Origin of the sequence: Curtobacterium phyllosphaerae (assembly GCF_049341865.1) — a bacterium.
GTDB classification, from domain to species: Bacteria; Actinomycetota; Actinomycetes; order Actinomycetales; family Microbacteriaceae; genus Curtobacterium; species Curtobacterium phyllosphaerae.
The window spans coordinates 342,201-358,919 of record NZ_JBMPIU010000004.1; the positions used below are offsets into that span (position 1 = coordinate 342,201).

Consider the following 16,719-nt stretch of genomic DNA (forward strand, 5'->3'; position numbering starts at 1 on the left):
GACGTGCCGTGGCTCAGCGGACGCGTGCGGCGTCCGTGGCGCCGAGGATGTGCTGGAAGGTGCGCTCGGCGATCGGTCCGGGTGCGTCGACCGAGCAGCCGTACATGTCCTGCTCGACGATCCCAAAGATCTGCGGATCGATCTGTGCGACGGCCTCGATGATCGGCGCGAGTGCGGGCTCGCCGTGCGGCGGCTCGGTCATCACACCCTCGGCGACGGCGGTCGCGAACGGGGTGTCGTGCTCGTGCGTCCTGCGCAGGACCTCGGGGTCGACCTGCTTGAGGTGCAGGTACCCGATGCGGTCCGGGTGCTCGGCGATGAGCTGCAGGCTGTCACCGCCGTAGTACGCGAAGTGCCCGGTGTCGAGGCAGAGGTTCGTGTACTCCGGGTCCGTCACCTCGAGGAACCGTACCGTCTCGTCGTGCGTGCCGACGTGGCTGTCCGCGTGGGTGTGGAACTGCTGGTGGACGCCGTACTCCTCGAGCAGGGCCTTGCCGAGCTGGTCGTGCCCCTTCCCGAGTCGCTCCCACTGCTCGTCCGTCAGGGTGCGCGACTCGAGCACCTCCTCGGTCGCGTCCGAGCGCCAGAGGTCCGGGATGGTGACGAGGTGTTCGGCACCGAGCGCCGAGGCGAGGCCCGCGACCGCCACCGCCTGGTCCCATGCGCGCTGGAACTGGTCCTCGCCCTTGTGCAACCCGGTGAAGACGGTGCCGGCGGAGAGCCGCAGCCCGCGGGACGCGAGCTCGTCCGACAGCTGGGACGGGTCGGTCGGCAGGTACCCGTACGGGCCGAGCTCGATCCACTCGTACCCGGCGGCGGCGGCCTCGTCGAGGAACCGCTGCCACGGGACCTGTCCGGGGTCGTCCGGGAACCACACGCCCCAGGAGTCGGGAGCGGTGCCGATGCGGATGGAGGCGGGCGCGGGGGCGGTGTCGGTCATGACGACGGTGTCTTCTCTCTGCCTGGTGGTCGTGGCGATGTCGGTTCCGGGGCGCGCTCGTCAGCCGAGCAGCGGCCGCTGTGCCGCGCGCTGCTCGACGTACACGGCGCGGGCCTGCTGCGTGGACGTGAGCGTCGAGGTCGCCGCGACGGGCACGTCCCACCACCCGTTGCCGTCCGGGGCGTAGTCGAGCGGGTCGGCGTCGACGTGGATGAGCGTCGTGGTGTCGCTCGCCTTCGCCACGGCCATGGCGGCCCGGAGGTCGTCGATCGCGGACGGGCCCGGCTGCACCTCGATCACGTCGACGCCGTACGACCGGGCGTTCGCGGCGAGGTCCACCGGCAGCGGCCCGCCGTCCTCGAACGAGCCGGTGTCGTCGAGTGACCGGTACTTCGTGCCGAACCGCTCGGAGCCGACGGTCTCGGACAGGTGCCCGATCGATGCGTACCCGTGGTTCTGGACGAGCACGACGATGATCTTGATGCCCTCGGCGACGGCGGTGACGAGCTCGGTGTGGAGCATCAGGTACGAGCCGTCCCCGACCATGACCACGACGTCGCGGTCCGGTGCCGCACGCCGGACGCCGATCCCGCCCGCGATCTCGTAGCCCATGCACGAGAACGCGTACTCGACGTGGTAGCCGAGCGCGTCCCGGACACGCCAGAGCTTGTGCAGGTCGCCGGGGAGCGAACCCGCCGCCTGGACGACGACGTCGCGTGGGTCGGTCGCGGACTGCACCGCACCGATGATCTCCGACTGGCCGAGGACCGCGCGACCGGAGGGTGCGAACGCCGCGTCGACGACCGCGTCCCACGCCGCCTTCAGGCTGCTGATCCGGTCGGCGTACGCGGCCGACACGCGGTACGTGCCCCCGCCCGAGGCGGGCGCGAGGGCCGCGGTCAGGGCGACCAGGGCCTCCCGTGCGTCCGCGATCAGCGGCAGCTGGGTGCCGTGCTTGTAGGCGTCGAAGGACGCGACGTTGACGTTCACGAACCTGACGTCCGCGTTCTGGAACGCGGTGCGGGAGGCGGTGGTGAAGTCGCTGTACCGCGTCCCGATCCCGATCACGACGTCGGCGTCGGCGGCGATCGCGTTCGCCGCCGTGGTGCCGGTCGCACCCACGCCGCCGAGGTACTGCGGGTGGTCCCAGACGAGCGAGCCGCCTCCGGCCTGCGAGGTCGCGACCGGGATGCCGGTGGCCTCGGCGAACGCGGCGAGTGCCGACTCGGCGCCCGAGTGGAGGACGCCACCGCCGGCGACGACGATCGGGGCCCGTCCGGCACGGATCGCCGCGACGGCCCGTTCGAGCGGCCCGGACTCCGGCAGCGGGCGACGGACGTGCCACTCCCGGGGTTCGAGGAACGCGAGCGGGACGTCGAGCTCCTCGGCCTGCACGTCCTCCGGGAGCGCGATCGTCACGGCGCCGGTCTCCGCCGGGTCGGTGAGCACGCGGAGGGCGCTCAGGGCGATCGAGAAGAGCTTCTCGGGTCGGTCGACGCGGTCGAAGAAGCGCGACAACGGCCGGAACGCGTCGGTCACCTGGACGGACGTGTCGTGCGGCAACTCGATCTGCTGCAGCACCGGGTCGGCGACGCGGGTCGAGAACGTGTCGCTCGGCAGGAGCAGCGCGGGCATCCGGTTCGTCGTCGCGAGCGCGGCGCCCGTCAGCATGTTCGCGGCGCCGGGGCCGACCGACGCGGTGCAGGCGAACGTGGCGCGACGGCGGCGCATCCGCGCGAACCCGACGGCCTCGTGCACCATCGCCTGCTCGTTCCGCGCCTGGTGGTAGGGCAGCAGGCCCGGCTGCTCGACGTGCAGCTGCTTGATCGCCTGCCCGACGCCGGCGACGTTGCCGTGCCCGAAGATCCCGAGGATGCCGGGGATCGTCCGCTCACGGACGTCGCCGTCGACGGTCCACTGGTTCGCGAGGAACTCGACCAGGGCCTGGCCGACGGTCATGCGACGGGTGGCGCTCATGACGCGGTCTCCTTCTGGTAGGGCAGCCGGGGGTCGATCGCCTCGGACACCCACTGGCGGCGGACCCAGCCGTGCGCCGGGTCGTCCGTGATGTTCCAGACCCGCTCCGGGTCGGGGCCGGCCATCACGTTGAGGTAGTACATGTCGTAGCCGGGCGCCGCGACCGCCGGGCCGTGCCAGCCGTACGGCACGAGGGCGATGTCGCCCGTCCGCACCTCGCGGAACTCGTCGATCGGTCGGTCGTCGGACGCGTACGCGCGGTGCAGCGCGAAGGGGTCCGCGTCCGCCGGGACCTCGCCGACCGCGCCACGGGTGACCGCCGCCTCGTAGTAGTAGATCTCCTCGAGGTCCGACTCGGCGCCGGGGACCAGCCTGTCGTGCTTGTGCGGTGGGTACGAGGACCAGTTGCCCGCGGGGGTGATCACCTCGCACACGATGAGCTTCGCCGCGTCGAGTGCCGCCGGGGTGCCGAAGTTGTGCACCTGGCGGCTCGACTGCCCGGCGCCGCGGAGTTCGACCGGGACCGCGGCGGCGGGGACGTACGTGGCCGGCTTGACGGTGTCCGTCGGGGCCTCGGCGACGGCGACCCGTCCGGTCCCGATGATGCTCGCCCCGGTGTGCGCACCGAGGTAGAGCGTGTCGGTGGGTCCGTCGAACACGCTCCTCCGGCCCTCCAGGACGACCGTCCCGGAACTGGACGCGCCGTCGTGGGTGACGGTGAAGGTGCCGCTGAGCGGCACGACGATGCGCTCCACCGCGTCGGACGGGAGGCGGAGCTCGGCCGCACCGGTCGGCTGCACGTCCGTCTCGTGCCCGGGTGCGTTCCGGCTCGCGGGTGCGCTCCGGCTCGCGTCCGGGCTCCCGACGAGGGTGCCCACGCGGATGCCGGTGTGCGCCCATCCGTCGAGACGGCCGTCGACGACGTCCGTCCAGCCGTCCTCCGGACGCGAACCGCTCGGGACGAACCAGGTGCCGCCGTTCTCGTCGTGCATCGCGGTCAGGCGTTCGACGGGAAGCCGAGGTCGACGCCGCCGTGCGTCGATCCGCTGCGGTCCGCGGGGTCGAGCCACCGCGAGGTGATCGCCTTCTGACGGGTGAAGAAGTTGACGCCGTCCTGTCCGTAGGCCTTGCTGTCGCCGAACAGCGACTTCTTCCAGCCGCCGAACGAGTAGTAGGCGACCGGGACCGGGATCGGCACGTTGATGCCGATCATGCCGACCTGCACGTCGCGCTGGAACCGCCGTGCGGCTCCTCCGTCGTTCGTGAAGATCGCGGTCCCGTTGCCGAAGGCGCCCGCGTTGATGAGCTCGACGCCCTCGTCGTAGGTCTGCACCCGGACGATGCTGAGCACCGGACCGAAGATCTCCTCGGTGTACACGCGGCTCGACGTCGGCACCTTGTCGATGAGCGTCGGGCCGAGCCAGAAGCCGTTCTCGTCGCCGTCGGGCCGGACCGTGCGGCCGTCGACGACGACCTCGGCACCGTCCTGCTCGGCGACCTCGATGTACGAGGCGACCTTGTCTCGGTGCTGCCGGGTGACGAGCGGTCCCATGTCGCAGCCGCGACGACCGTCGCCGACCCGGAGCTCGGCCGCCCGCGCGACGATCTTGTCGATGAGCGCGTCGGCCACCGGCTCGACCGCGACCACGACCGAGATCGCCATGCAGCGTTCGCCCGCCGAGCCGAAGCCCGCGTTCACGGCGTTGTCCGCGACCAGGTCGAGGTCGGCGTCCGGGAGCACGAGCATGTGGTTCTTCGCGCCGCCGAGGGCCTGCACGCGCTTGCCGTGCTTCGTGCCGGTCTCGTAGACGTACTGGGCGATCGGGGTGGAGCCGACGAAGGAGATCGACTCGACGTCGGGGCTCGTGAGGAGTCCGTCGACGGCGGTCTTGTCGCCGTTCAGCACGGTCAGGACACCGTCCGGCAGGCCGGCCTCCTGGAGCTTCCCGGCCATCCAGATCGCCGCGCTCGGGTCCTTCTCGGACGGCTTCAGCACCACGGTGTTGCCGGCCGCGATCGCGAGCGGCAGGAACCACAGCGGCACCATGACCGGGAAGTTGAACGGGCTGATGATCCCGACGACCCCGAGCGGCTGGCGGATCGAGAACACGTCGACGCCGGTGCTGACGTTCTCCGAGAACTCGCCCTTGACGAGGCTCGGCATGCTCGTCGCGAGCTCGACGACCTCCTGCCCGCGGGCGATCTCGCCGAGTGCGTCCGCGACGACCTTGCCGTGCTCGCTCGTGATGATCTCGGCGAGCTCGGCCTTGTCCCGGTTGAGGATCTCCCGGAACGCGAACATGATCTGCTGCTTCTTCGCCATCGACAGGTCGCGCCAGGCGGGGAACGCGGCCTTGGCGGACGCGATCGCGGCGTCGATCTCGTCCTGGCTGGCGAGGGCGACCTCCTTCGTCGCGACGCCGAGTGCCGGGTCGAAGACGGGCTGCGTCCGGCCCGAGGTCGACGGCACGACGGCTCCGTCGATCCAGTGGCCCACGACGGGGAGCGCCCCGGTGGTGGTCGTGGCGGGCGCGGTGCTGGTGGTCATTCGGGATCCTTCACTGGGCAACGGTGGTGATGGTGTGCACGAGGCCGGCAGCGACGTCGACGGCCGCGGCGACGTCCCCGTCCGGCGGGTAGAGCAGGGTGCGACCGACGACGAGTCCCCGGACGCCGGGGAGCGCGAGTGCGTCCGCCCACCTGCCGTACGTCTCGTCGGGGTCGGCGGACGGGTCGCCGCCGAGCAGGAGCGTGGGCAGGGTCGTCGCCGCCATCACCCGCTCCATCTCGTCGACGACGGGGAGCTTCAGCCAGGAGTACGCGCTCGACGTCCCGAGCCCGGCCGCGATCGCCATCGAGAGGACCACCGCGTCGGCGCGCAGGTCGTTGCCGACCCGGCCGTCCCGCCACGTGCTCATGAACGGCTCGAGCATGATCGGGAGGCCGAGGCGAGCGGCCTCGGACACCGCCTGCGCCGTGCTCGTGAGCGTCGACGCGGTGCCGGCGTCGTCGAGGGCCACCCGGAGGAGCAGCTTGGCGAAGTCGAACCCGGCGTCGGCGATCGCCTGCGCCGAGTAGGCCGTGTACCGGTCGTCCATCTCGAACCGGGCGCCGCGGAGTCCGCCACGGTTCATCGACCCGACCACGACCTTGTCGTCGAGGGCGCCGAGGAGCGCGAGGTCCTCGAGGATGTCCGGCGTGCCGAGGACCCCGTCGACGCCGGGTCGCCCGAGCGCCGTGACGAGTCGGGCGAGCAGGTCGTAGCGGTCCGCCATCGCGGACTCGTCGTCGCGGACGGCGAGCGCGCCGCGCGCCGGGTGGTCCGCGGCGACGATGAACAACCGGTGGTCCCCTCGCAGGAGCGGGCGTCGGATCCGGGTCCGGAGCGTCTCGGCGATCGTCCCCGGCGCGGTCGCCCGGACGTCACGGACACGGGCGAAGGCGTCGCGGAGTGCGTCCGCGCGGTCGGTCGTGGACCGGTCAGCCATGGTCGACACCCCCGAGGAACTCCTCGATCTCGGCGCTCGTCGGCATGGCGGTCGAGCACTCGAACCGGGTGGCGACGATCGCACCGGCGGCGTTCGCGAACGCGAGGGTGCGCCCGAGGTCCCACCCTCCGAGCAGCCCGTGGCAGAGCGCTCCGCCGAAGCCGTCCCCCGAGCCGAGGCCGTTCACGACGTCGACCGCGTGCGGACGGAGCTCGACGACGTCGTCACGGGTCTTCGCGAGGACGCCCCGCGGACCCTGCTTGACGATCGCGAGCTCGACGCCGCGTTCGAGCAGAGCGTCCGCGGCGCGGGCCGGATCCGTCTCGCCGACCGCGATCTGGCACTCCTCGCGGTTGCCGACGGCGACGGTGGCGTGCTCGAGGGCCACGGCGACCTCGCGCGTCGCGGACTCCGGCGACGACCAGAACATCGGGCGGTAGTCGAGGTCGAGCACGGTGTGCTCGACGCGGCCGCGAGCCTGGTACGCCGCGTGGTGCGCGTGTCGACTCGGCTCCTCGCTGAGTCCGGTGACGGTCGTCCAGAAGATGCGGGCCCGTTCGATCGCGGACAGGTCGAGCGACTCCGCCGTGATCATGAGGTCCGGGGCCGTGGGCTGCCGGTAGAAGTAGAGCGGGAAGTCGTCCGGGGGCAGGATCTCGCAGAACGTGACCGGGGTGTTCAGCCCGGGGACGGTGGCGAGGAACTCCGTCGCGACACCGAGCCGCCCGAGCTCGCGGGCGATGTACCGACCGAACGGGTCCTCGCCGGTCCGGGTGACGACGGCGGTCCGGTGCTCGTGCCGGGCGGCGGCGATCGCGACGTTCGTGGCGCTGCCGCCGACCGACTTGGAGAAGGTCGTGACGTCCTCCAGCCCGACGCCCGCCTGCTGCGGGTAGATGTCGACGCCCACGCGGCCCATGGTGATGACGTCGTACGCGGGAGGGATGGTGGTCTCGATCGACATCGCTTGCGTGGCGGACCTTCTGTGCGAGGCGGGACGGACCGTCGCCGGGTGGTGGCGTCGGTGCCGCGTTTCGAACTGGGCCGAGCGTACACCGAGGATGCCTCCATGTCATGACAAAGTCCTGGCGTGGCCCCGACGCGGCGCGCCGCTCGCCTCCCAGCGCTGTCGGCGGTCGCTGCGACGCTTCGGAGATGGAGATCCTCATGCTGTTCGTCGGACTCGTCGCGGGCGTCGCGATCGGCGCCGTCGTGGCGTGGTCACTCGCCCGCGGCCGGTCCGCCGCGGCCGACGCGACGGCGGAAGCGCTGCGGGGGCAGCTCGAGCGGACCGTAGCGGACGCCGCCGCGCACGACGCCGAACGGTCACAGGACCATGCCGAACGGCTGCAGGCGCAGGACGCGCAGTACCGGCGTCAGGTGGAGTCGCTCGAACGCCGGGCAGCCGAGCTCGAGCACATCGTCACGCGCATGCACGGTGCCGAGTCGGCCAGGGCGGACAACGAGTCGAAGGTCCTCTCGGCGCTCAGTCCGGTCGCACAGAGCCTCGACGTCATGCGGGCCGCGGTCGCCGAGCTGGAACGCTCCCGCGGCGAGCAGTACGGCGCGTTGTCCGCCCAGCTCCGGAGCGCAGCCGAGTCGGAGGAACGGTTGCGCACCACCGCGGAGACGCTGGCGAGCGCCCTCGCCGCGAACAGCACCCGCGGGGTGTGGGGCGAGACGCAGCTCCGGAACGTGGTCGAGGCGGCGGGCTTGCTCGAACGCGTCGACTTCGACGTGCAGACCGCGACGACCACGAGCGTCGGGGCGGCGCGCCCGGACATGATCGTCCACCTGCCCGGCGGCAAGACGATCGCCGTGGACGCGAAGGTGCCGTTCAGCGCATACCTCGAGGCGTCGTCGATCCCGTCGTCCGCGACCGGTGCGGACGGCGCCCGGCGTGCACAGCTCGTGGACCAGCACGTCAGGGCGCTCCGGGCGCACGTCGACGCCCTCGCCGCACGGGAGTACTGGAGCGCGTACGACGGCTCCCCCGAGCTCACCATCGCCTTCATCCCGTCGGAGTCGCTGGTCTCGAGCGCCCTCGCCGCCGACCCGGGGCTGCTCGACCACGCGTTCCGCAGACGGGTCGCGCTCGCCTCGCCCGTGACGCTGTGGTCGGTGCTGAAGACCGTGGCGTTCAGCTGGCAGCAGGACGTCGTGACCGAGGAGGCGAAGGACCTGTTCCGCACCGCGCGGGAGCTCCATGGACGACTCGCGACGATGGCCGGCCACGTCGACAAGCTCGGGCGGTCCATCCGCGGCACCGTCGTGGACTACAACCGCTTCGTCGGGTCCCTCGAACGGCAGGTGCTGCCGAGCGCCCGGCGATTGAGCCTGCTCGACGAGTCCAGGATGATCGCGGACCCGACGGGCATCGAGGACGAGCCCCGGGTCGTCACGGCGCCGGAGCTGGTCAGCGCCCTCGACGAGAACCGCTGACGCCCGCAGCCCGGACGCCCACAGCCCGGACGCCCGCAGCCCGGACGCCCACGGGCCCGACTCGCGAGTGAGCAGCAATCGTCGCCCGCCGGACGGGGAGGCGACGATTGCTGCTCACTCGACGAACAGCTCGACGGGACCGCTCAGAACCACTTGTCGGCGCGGTGGTCGGCCTGGACGCGTCGGATCGTGCCCGAGTGCGAGCGGAGCACGATCGAGTCGGTGTGGATCACGCCGCGCGACCGACTGACACCGTTCGCGAGCACGCCGTCGGTGACGCCGGTCGCGACGAAGAAGGTGTTGTCGCCCGTGACGAGGTCGTCCTGGTCGAGCACCGTGTCGAGGTCGTGCCCGGCGTCGATCGCCCGCTGCCGCTCGTCGTCGTCCTTCGGCCGGAGCTGTCCGAGCAGCACACCGCCGAGCGCCTTGATCGCGCACGCCGTGATGATGCCCTCCGGGGTCCCGCCGACGCCGACGCACATGTCGATCTTCGAGCCGGGCATCGCGGCCGAGATGCCGCCGGCGACGTCGCCGTCGAGCAGCAGGCGCGTCCCGGCACCGGATGCCCGGATCTCGCGGATGAGCTCCTTGTGGCGCGGCCGGTCGAGGACGGCGATCTGCATGTCCTCGATGTCCTTGTGCTTCGCCGTCGCGAGCGCCCGGATGTTGTCGCCGATCGGGGCGTGCAGGTCGAGGACGCCCCGGCCCTCGGCACCGGCGGCGATCTTGTTCATGTAGAAGACCGCGGACGGGTCGTACATCGACCCGCGGTCGGAGACGGCCATCACCGAGATGGCGTTCTGCCGTCCGGCGGCGGTGAGGGAAGTCCCGTCGATCGGGTCGACCGCGATGTCGCAGGCCGGCCCGTGGCCGTTGCCGACGTGCTCACCGTTGTAGAGCATCGGGGCGTTGTCCTTCTCGCCCTCGCCGATGACGACGACGCCGTCGAAGTTCACCGTGCCGAGGAACTTCCGCATCGCGTCCACCGCGGCGCCGTCGGCGAGGTTCTTCTCGCCCCGTCCGATCCACGGCTGCGCGCGGATCGCCGCCGCCTCCGTCGCTCGGACCAGCTCCATCGCGAGGTTGCGATCGGGCTGGAGGAACAGGGCGCCGGTTTCCGTCGAGGAGGTCACGCGCCCCAGCGTAGCGACCGGCCGGAGACCGGGCGGCGTCGGTCGAGGCGCTCGACGGCCGCGACTGACTACGATCGGATCGGACACCACCAGCGGTCGGCACCAGAGCGCCGGCCGATCGTCGAAGGAGATCACGGATGCCCATCGCCACGCCGGACCAGTACGCCGCCATGCTCGACCGCGCGAAGGCCGGCAAGTTCGCCTACCCCGCGGTGAACGTCTCGTCGTCGCAGACCATCAACGCCGTGCTGCAGGGACTCACCGAGGCCGGCTCGGACGGCATCCTCCAGGTCACCACCGGCGGCGCGGACTACTTCGCCGGCCACACCGTCAAGAACCGCGCAGCCGGAGCGCTCGCGATGGCGAAGTTCGCGCACGAGGTCGCGAAGAACTACCCGATCACGGTCGCGCTGCACACCGACCACTGCCCGAAGGACGCGCTCGACGGCTTCGTCCTGCCGCTCATCCAGGCGTCCGAGGACGAGGTCCGTGCCGGCCGCGACCCGATCTTCCAGTCGCACATGTGGGACGGCTCGGCGGTCCCGCTCGACGAGAACATCGAGATCGCGACGACGATGCTCGCCAAGACCCGCAACATCAACGCGATCCTCGAGGTCGAGATCGGCGTCGTCGGCGGCGAGGAGGACGGCGTCCAGCACGAGGGCTCGAACGAGGCGCTCTACACCACCCTGGGTGACGTCGAGAAGGCGGTCGAGGCACTCGGGCTCGGCAAGGACGGCCGTTGGATCTCGGCGCTGACGTTCGGCAACGTGCACGGCGTGTACAAGCCGGGCAACGTCAAGCTGCGTCCCGAACTCCTCGGCGAGATCCAGGCCGGCATCGCGGCGGCGTACGGCACCGGCGAGAACCCGCTCGACCTCGTGTTCCACGGCGGGTCCGGCTCGACCGACGACGAGATCCACGCCGCCGTCCGCAACGGCGTCATCAAGATGAACATCGACACCGACACGCAGTACGCGTTCACCCGTGACATCGCCGACTCGATGTTCACGAACTACGCGGGGGTCCTGAAGATCGACGGCGAGGTCGGCAACAAGAAGCAGTACGACCCGCGCGCCTGGGGCAAGAAGGCCGAGACCGCCATGGCCGCCCGTGTCGGCGAGGCCGCGAAGGTCCTGGGCAGCGCCGGCCAGTCCGAGGGCTGATGACCGACTCCACCGCTGCGTACGTCGCCGACCTCGGCGCGTTCATCGACGGGGCTCCGACACCGTTCCACGCCGTGGCGCAGGTGGCGATCCGTCTGCGCGAGGCCGACTTCGCCGAGCTCGACGAACACGCCGCGTGGCCGAACGGCCCCGGCGCGTTCTTCGTCGTCCGCGACGGCGCCGTGATCGCGTGGCGGCAGCCGGAGGAGGCCACGGCGACGACCCCGTTCCGCATCGTGGGCGCGCACACCGACTCCCCCACTTTCCGGATCAAGCCGAATCCCGAGATGGTCGGCGGCGGGTGGAGCCAGTTGAACGTCGAGGTGTACGGCGGGCCGATCCTCTCGAGCTGGTTCGACCGCGACCTGGCGATCGCCGGCCGGTACGTCCGCGCCGACGGCAGCTCCGGGCTCGTCCGGACCGACGCCGTCTGCCGCATCCCGAACCTCGCGATCCACCTGGACCGCGGGGTGAACGAGGGGAACGCGATCGATCGACAGCGGCACACGATCCCGATCGTCGGCACGGACGTCGTGACGGACGTGCTGTCCCGGATCGCCCGCGACGCCGGCCACGACGCACCCGACGACCCGATCGTCGGATGGGACCTCACGCTCGCGGACACGCAGGCACCGAGCCGGATCGGTCTGGAACGGGACTTCCTCGCCGCCGGCCGGATGGACAACCTCACGAGCGTGCACGCCGGCGTCCGCGCACTCGTCGCCGCCCCGGCCGACGCCGACCACCTCCCGGTGCTCGCGGCGTTCGACCACGAGGAGGTCGGGTCGTCCACGCCGTCCGGTGCCGGTGGGCCGTTCCTCGAGGACGTCCTGCGCCGCATCCACGACGGTCTCGGCGCGACGCCGTCCGAAGCGGCGCGCGCGTTCCGGGCGTCGTGGTTGCTCTCGAGCGACGCCGGACACCTCGTGCACCCGAACCACCCGGACAAGCACGACCCGACGAACCGACCTCGTCCGGGCGGCGGACCGCTCCTCAAGATCAACGCGAACCAGCGGTACGCGACCGATGCGCGCGGCATGGTGATGTGGGCCGACGTCTGCGCCCGCGCCGGCGTCCCGTACCAGCCCTACGTCAACCCGAACTCGATCCCCGGTGGCTCCACCATCGGCCCGATCGCGGCGACCCGGCTCGGCATCCCGACGGTCGACATCGGTGTGGGTCTCCTGTCGATGCACTCGGTCCGGGAGCTCGTCCACGTCGACGACGTCGCTGCGCTCGGTGCCGCGGCGGCGGCGTTCCTGCGGGGCTGACCCGGACGAGCACCGGTCGGTCGTCGGTCAGCCCGCGCCGCCGTTCTGCGCGACGGAGGCGACGAACGCCGGGTCGTGCATGGCGACGACGACGTAGATCAGCGCCGAGACCACGCTGGCGAGCGCACCGGCGGCCAGCGGGACCCAGAACGTCACCCGGCCGCGCCGCAGGCGGAGGACCGACCACACCAGCGCGCCGACGAGGAGCACGACCCCGATCACGGCCGACCACGAGGCCGCCCCGACGAGTGCGCCGGGGTCCGAGAGCGCGATGGAGCGGCGGGCGAGCTGCTGCGCGACCTCTGCGGCGAGCTGGCGCACCCCGACCGCCTGCTGCAGCACCGTCGTCGTCCCGAGCACGAGCAACAGGACGGTCGCCATCAGGTCGCCCGGCGAGGCGCCGAACCCCATGCGTGCCGCGCCGGGTCGGCCACCGCGTCCGTCCGGCGCACCGGGTCCGGTCGTGGGGCCGGCCGGGTTCCGGACGGGAGGCCCGGATCGCCCCTGCTGCGCACGTGCGGCCTCCAGTGCGGCCAGTTCTCGTCGGCGTGCGGCGGCGTCCCGCTCGCGACGCTCGCGGTCGGCGATGACGGGGTTCACCCAGCCTTCCGGGGCGTACTCGCCGTACTGGGGCGCCGGCCGGCCGATCGGCCGACCGTCGGCCGAGAGCGTGTCCGGTCGCTGCTGCGGCGGCGCCCGCTGCACCGGTGTGGGCGGCGGGAACTGCGGGAGCGGGACCTCCGGGACGGAGCCGGGTCGGGCCTCCCGTCCGTCGTGGTGGTCCGTCATCGGACCCGACCGCCGAGCGGGCGGGTCGGCGTGCCGGCGGCGTCGGTGCGGAGCTCCTTCGGGAGCGAGAACATCAGGTCCTCGTGCGCCGTGGTGATCTCGTCGACCTGCCCGTAGCCGGCGTCGGCGAGCTGCTCGAGGACCTCGCGCACGAGGACCTCCGGGACCGACGCGCCCGAGGTGACACCGACGGTCGCGACACCGTCGAGCCACGCCTGCTCGATCTCGGACGCGTAGTCGATGCGGTGTGCAGCCGATGCGCCGTGCTCGAGCGCGACCTCGACGAGACGGACGCTGTTCGACGAGTTCGCCGACCCGACCACGATCACGAGGTCGGCGTCCTGCGCGACCTTCTTGATCGAGACCTGCCGGTTCTGGGTGGCGTAGCAGATGTCGTCGGACGGCGGGTCCTGGATCGACGGGAACCGCTCGCGGAGGCGTCGGACGGTCTCCATCGTCTCGTCGACGCTCAGGGTGGTCTGGGACAACCACACGAGGTTCTCCGGGTCGGGCACCTGCAGGGCGTCGACGTCGTCCGGGCCGTTCACCAGGATGGTCCGGTCGGGCGCGTGTCCCATGGTGCCCTCGACCTCTTCGTGGCCCGCGTGGCCGATGAGGATGATGGTGCGCTCGGCGCGCGCGAACCGGACGGCCTCGCGGTGCACCTTGGTCACGAGCGGACAGGTGGCGTCGATGGCGTGGAGCTCGCGGTCGGCGGCACCCTGCACGACCGCGGGCGACACCCCGTGCGCGCTGAACACGACGTGCGAGCCCTCGGGGATCTCGTCGACCTCGTCCACGAAGACGGCGCCTTGCCGCTCGAGCGTCGACACGACGTGCACGTTGTGGACGATCTGCTTGCGGACGTACACCGGCTGGCCGTACTGCTCGAGGGCCTTCTCGACCGCGACGACAGCCCGGTCGACACCGGCGCAGTACCCGCGGGGGGCGGCGAGCAGGACGCGCTTGCTGCCCTGGACCGGTTCGTCGCGGAGCCGGTCGCGCGCAGCGGGCACGCGGGGTGCCGCGAGCTGCACGGTCCGGCCGTTGGTGATCGTCACCTTCGGGATTCTAGGGGAGCTGGACGGAGGTCCCCTGAGCGTCGTTCGAGCGTCCGCCGGGTGCGGTCGTCACCCGTGTGCGGGTGCGGTCGTCGCCCGTGTTCGGGTGCGGTCATCGCCCGTGTGCGGGTGCGGTCGTCGCCCGTGTGCGGCAGGATCGGGGGTTCCGGACCGACGACAGGAGCACGCATGGCGATCGACCAGGGCCCACCGACCGCGGACAACCCGTGGCCCGTCGCACTGCTCGGCGCGAAGATGCGGGACTGGATCGACCGTCTCGGCACCGCCTGGGTCGAGGGCGAGATCACGCAGTGGAACGTCGCGGGCGGCAACGTCTACGGCAAGCTCAAGGACACCGAGGTCGACGCGACGGTGTCGTTCTCGATCTGGTCGAGCGTCCGCTCCCGCATCCCCGCCGACCTGCGGCAGGGGGCCCGGGTCGTCGCGGCCGTCAAGCCGATCTACTGGGTCAAGGGCGGCACCCTGACCATGCAGGTCGTCGAGATGAAGCACGTCGGCCTCGGCGAGCTGCTCGAACGGCTCGAACGACTCCGCGCCACCCTGGCGTCCGAGGGCCTGTTCGACCCGGCGCGGAAGCGTCCCCTGCCGTTCCTGCCGCATCGGATCGGTCTGGTCACCGGCAAGGACTCCGATGCCGAGAAGGACGTCCTCCGGAACGCGCAGCTCCGCTGGCCCCAGGTCGAGTTCCGGACCGTGCACGCCGCGGTGCAGGGCGAACGGATGGTGCCGGAGGTCACGGCCGCGATCCAGGAGCTCGACGCCGACCCCGACGTCGACGTCATCATCGTCGCGCGCGGCGGTGGGGACTTCCAGAACCTGCTCGGGTTCAGCGACGAGACCCTGGTCCGTGCCGCGGCCGCGGCGACGACGCCGATCGTGTCGGCCATCGGTCACGAGGCCGACCGGCCACTGCTCGACGACGTCGCGGACCTCCGTGCGTCGACCCCCACCGACGCCGCCAAGCGCGTCGTGCCCGACGTGGCCGAGGAGCTCGCGAACGTCCGGCAGGCGCGCGCCCGGATCGGACTCCGGCTGTCGCACACGGTGGCGGTCGAGGCCGACCGGATCGCGGCACTCCGCTCCCGGCCCGCGCTCGCGTCCACGGCATGGCTCGTCGACACCAGGGCCGAGGAGCTCGCACGGGACCTGTCGCGGAGTCGGGAGCTCCTCGACCGGCGGATCGAACGGGGCCACGCCGAGGTCGGTCACCTGACCGGCCGGCTCCGCGCGCTGTCGCCCCGGGACACCCTGCGGCGCGGCTACGCCATCGTGCAGACCGCGGACGGCGACGTCGTCCGGAGCTCGTCCGACCTCGACGGGCCGTCCGACGTGCGGGTGGTCCTCGGACGAGGCACCGCGGTCGGCACGCTCACCGACGACGGCCCGGGTCCGGGCGAGGTGTGAGCGCGGGCGGGGCGCGTCGCCGGGGCGCGGTCGCCCTCCACAGCGCCGTCGGTCGGTTCGGCGAGCGTCGGTGTCGGCTCGGTAAGATCGGCGCGTGCCTGACAACGACAAGCCGCTTCCTCACGGCGCGCAGCAGTCCGACGTCGCGACCCTCAGCTACGAGGCCGCGCGCGACGAACTCGTGCGCGTCGTCGCGGAGCTCGAGCAGGGGTCGGCGACGCTCGAGCGCTCCCTGTCGCTGTGGGAGCGTGGCGAGTCCCTCGCCGCGCGTTGTGAAGAATGGCTCGTCGGCGCCCGTGCTCGGCTCGATGCGGCCCGCGGTGCGTCCGATGCCCGATCCGACCACGCTGGCGGTGCCGCGTGACCGACGCTGACGGACGCCCGATCGTCGCCGAGCTGGGCCGACCGGAGACCCCGGAGGAGACCCGGATCCGCAAGGACGCGAACCGCCGGGCCCACCGCGCCAACCAGACCACGCTCAACCTCGTGCTGTCGCTGGCCGCCTCGCTCGCCATCGTGCTGTTCCTCGTGGCGGTCGTGGTCCGCCCCGACCAGTCCACCAGAGCCGCCGTCGACTACCGCCAGGTCGCGGCCCAGGCGCAGGTCCCCGGCGTGACGATCGCCGCACCGGAGCTGCCGTCCGGGTTCACGTCGAACCGGGCGGACTACCAGGACGCACCGTCGGACGGGGTCCCCGTGTGGACGGTCGGGTTCATCACGCCCGACGAGCAGTACATCGGTCTGCACCAGGGCATCGGAGCCAACAAGACCTGGGTCTCGAACGTCCTGCAGGAACACGCCGCCACCGGCAGCCGCACGATCGACGGCACCAAGTGGACCGTGGTCGACCGCCGCAGCGAGGGCTCGGACGCCGGCAACCTCGCGTACTCCCTCGTGGGGACGTTCGGCAAGAGCACCATCGTCCTCGCCGGCACCGCGGACGACCGCTCGTTCCGGACCCTCGCGACCGGCGTCGCCGCGCAGCAGGACCGCTGACCAGCCGGACACCGGACGCTCGCATCACGAC

The 16,719-nt window shown here is 72.0% G+C and carries 14 protein-coding genes and 1 pseudogene; 6 read left to right on the forward strand and 9 right to left on the reverse strand.

Features of this window, described 5'->3' with window-relative positions:
• Positions 1-13: 13 nt before the first annotated feature.
• From ACO0E0_RS09640 to iolC, 6 genes are read right to left on the reverse strand one after another with little or no spacing between them, the layout of a single operon-like run.
• The gene (locus ACO0E0_RS09640; protein WP_422871188.1) at positions 14-940 is read right to left on the reverse strand and encodes a sugar phosphate isomerase/epimerase family protein; all 927 of its coding nucleotides are present in this window, start codon (positions 938-940) and stop codon (positions 14-16) included.
• A gap of 60 nt (positions 941-1,000) precedes the next feature.
• Positions 1,001-2,917: a 3D-(3,5/4)-trihydroxycyclohexane-1,2-dione acylhydrolase (decyclizing) gene (gene iolD / locus ACO0E0_RS09645; protein WP_422871189.1), complete on the reverse strand. Its 1,917-nt coding sequence runs from the start codon at positions 2,915-2,917 to the stop codon at positions 1,001-1,003.
• On the reverse strand, positions 2,914-3,909 hold the full coding sequence (iolB, locus tag ACO0E0_RS09650; RefSeq protein WP_422871190.1) for a 5-deoxy-glucuronate isomerase: 996 nt from the start codon (positions 3,907-3,909) through the stop codon (positions 2,914-2,916). Before iolB ends, iolD begins: the two co-directional genes overlap by 4 nt.
• A 5-nt stretch (positions 3,910-3,914) precedes the next feature.
• Positions 3,915-5,465, reverse strand: a complete 1,551-nt coding sequence (locus tag ACO0E0_RS09655) for a CoA-acylating methylmalonate-semialdehyde dehydrogenase (RefSeq protein ID WP_422871191.1) — start codon at positions 5,463-5,465, stop codon at positions 3,915-3,917.
• A gap of 10 nt (positions 5,466-5,475) precedes the next feature.
• Positions 5,476-6,405 (reverse strand): class I fructose-bisphosphate aldolase, encoded by a 930-nt coding sequence (locus ACO0E0_RS09660; RefSeq protein WP_422871192.1) that lies wholly within the window; start codon positions 6,403-6,405, stop codon positions 5,476-5,478.
• Complete coding sequence (gene iolC / locus ACO0E0_RS09665; protein WP_422871193.1) at positions 6,398-7,369, reverse strand: 5-dehydro-2-deoxygluconokinase; 972 nt, start codon at positions 7,367-7,369, stop codon at positions 6,398-6,400. The genes ACO0E0_RS09660 and iolC overlap by 8 nt, the downstream gene beginning before the upstream one ends.
• A 191-nt stretch (positions 7,370-7,560) precedes the next feature.
• On the opposite strand from iolC, the gene ACO0E0_RS09670 reads away from it, so the two are divergent.
• Positions 7,561-8,847 (forward strand): DNA recombination protein RmuC, encoded by a 1,287-nt coding sequence (locus tag ACO0E0_RS09670; RefSeq protein WP_422871194.1) that lies wholly within the window; start codon positions 7,561-7,563, stop codon positions 8,845-8,847.
• A gap of 143 nt (positions 8,848-8,990) precedes the next feature.
• On the opposite strand, the gene glpX is transcribed toward ACO0E0_RS09670, so the two are convergent.
• Positions 8,991-9,923, reverse strand: a complete 933-nt coding sequence (gene glpX / locus ACO0E0_RS09675; RefSeq protein ID WP_422871280.1) for a class II fructose-bisphosphatase — start codon at positions 9,921-9,923, stop codon at positions 8,991-8,993.
• 194 nt (positions 9,924-10,117) lie between these two features.
• Here glpX and fbaA point away from each other — a divergent pair, with 194 nt between their 5' ends.
• Both fbaA and ACO0E0_RS09685 read left to right on the forward strand, forming a co-directional pair.
• Entirely contained in the window at positions 10,118-11,146 is a 1,029-nt protein-coding gene (gene fbaA, locus ACO0E0_RS09680; protein WP_422871195.1) for a class II fructose-bisphosphate aldolase, read from the forward strand.
• Positions 11,146-12,417, forward strand: coding sequence for a M18 family aminopeptidase (locus ACO0E0_RS09685; protein WP_422871196.1), 1,272 nt, complete (start codon positions 11,146-11,148; stop codon positions 12,415-12,417). Before fbaA ends, ACO0E0_RS09685 begins: the two co-directional genes overlap by 1 nt.
• Before the next feature lie 27 nt (positions 12,418-12,444).
• Here ACO0E0_RS09685 and ACO0E0_RS09690 read toward each other — a convergent pair whose 3' ends face one another.
• Positions 12,445-13,206 carry a DUF6264 family protein gene (locus ACO0E0_RS09690; RefSeq protein WP_422871197.1) on the reverse strand — a complete coding sequence of 254 codons (762 nt, stop codon included), beginning with the start codon at positions 13,204-13,206 and terminating at the stop codon, positions 12,445-12,447.
• A complete protein-coding gene (locus ACO0E0_RS09695; protein WP_422871198.1) occupies positions 13,203-14,267 on the reverse strand; it encodes a 4-hydroxy-3-methylbut-2-enyl diphosphate reductase in 1,065 nt (354 codons plus the stop codon). Before ACO0E0_RS09695 ends, ACO0E0_RS09690 begins: the two co-directional genes overlap by 4 nt.
• Positions 14,268-14,456: 189 nt before the next feature.
• On the opposite strand from ACO0E0_RS09695, the pseudogene xseA reads away from it, so the two are divergent.
• The 3 genes and pseudogenes from xseA to ACO0E0_RS09710 all read left to right on the forward strand — a co-directional run bounded on the left by xseA (position 14,457) and on the right by ACO0E0_RS09710 (position 16,688).
• Positions 14,457-15,794: pseudogene (xseA, locus tag ACO0E0_RS09700) on the forward strand (exodeoxyribonuclease VII large subunit).
• Positions 15,787-16,056, forward strand: coding sequence for an exodeoxyribonuclease VII small subunit (locus tag ACO0E0_RS09705; RefSeq protein WP_422871199.1), 270 nt, complete (start codon positions 15,787-15,789; stop codon positions 16,054-16,056). The pseudogene xseA and the gene ACO0E0_RS09705 overlap by 8 nt, the downstream one beginning before the upstream one ends.
• The gene (locus tag ACO0E0_RS09710; protein ID WP_422871200.1) at positions 16,053-16,688 is read left to right on the forward strand and encodes a DUF4245 domain-containing protein; all 636 of its coding nucleotides are present in this window, start codon (positions 16,053-16,055) and stop codon (positions 16,686-16,688) included. The genes ACO0E0_RS09705 and ACO0E0_RS09710 overlap by 4 nt, the downstream gene beginning before the upstream one ends.
• Positions 16,689-16,719 lie beyond the last annotated feature (31 nt).